Origin of the sequence: Enterobacter sp. 01-M-03-SI-ECC, assembly GCF_047530215.1 — a bacterium.
In the GTDB taxonomy this organism is placed as follows: Bacteria; Pseudomonadota; Gammaproteobacteria; order Enterobacterales; family Enterobacteriaceae; genus Enterobacter; species Enterobacter chengduensis.
Genome location: NZ_JBLKDA010000102.1, coordinates 1 through 528 on the forward strand (window position 1 = coordinate 1; position 528 = coordinate 528).

Genomic DNA, 528 nt, shown 5'->3' on the forward strand with positions numbered 1-528 from the left:
GGATAGGGCCGATGTAATCGACAGTAGAAGATTTGGCGTCAGTGATTGAATAAACAGTCTCACCCCGATGATCTTCCTCCTGAGTCCACTCTCCATCTGTAAATACAGCAACCCTGCCGCTCACTTCATCACCCGGATCTTTGTCAGTCGAATATCCTGGCATACTTACGCCGAGATTAATGTATTCATCAGACCAGCCCGAATATTCCCCCGTCTCGGGGTTGTAATAAAAACAACGAATGTTGCCCGGTTCTGTTGCCAGGCCGTCTTTATCAAAAACAGGTTTCATCATTTAGCCCTTACGAGTAAATTAAATGCGATGTTGCGTGGACGGTTTTCTGCGGCAGTTCTGACCACTTTTGATGTATCGAAATAAACATTTTTCTGGTTAAAACTACCTGATTGCCCAGTGCTAAGACCCGACTGGGCCAGTTGTGTCATTTGAAATACCCCTGCTGCAGATGCGTTAGCGCCCATTGTTGCATCAAGAAACTGACCTGTTATTGCCTGCTGAGCATCGCTCTGAGC

2 pseudogenes are annotated in these 528 nt (G+C 46.6%); both read right to left on the minus strand.

Going from position 1 to position 528, the window contains the following annotated elements:
• Positions 1-289, minus strand: a pseudogene (locus ACMWKK_RS26245) (tail fiber assembly protein); the annotation flags it as partial.
• A pseudogene (locus ACMWKK_RS26250) lies at positions 289-528 on the minus strand (phage tail protein); the annotation flags it as partial. The pseudogenes ACMWKK_RS26245 and ACMWKK_RS26250, both read right to left, overlap by 1 nt.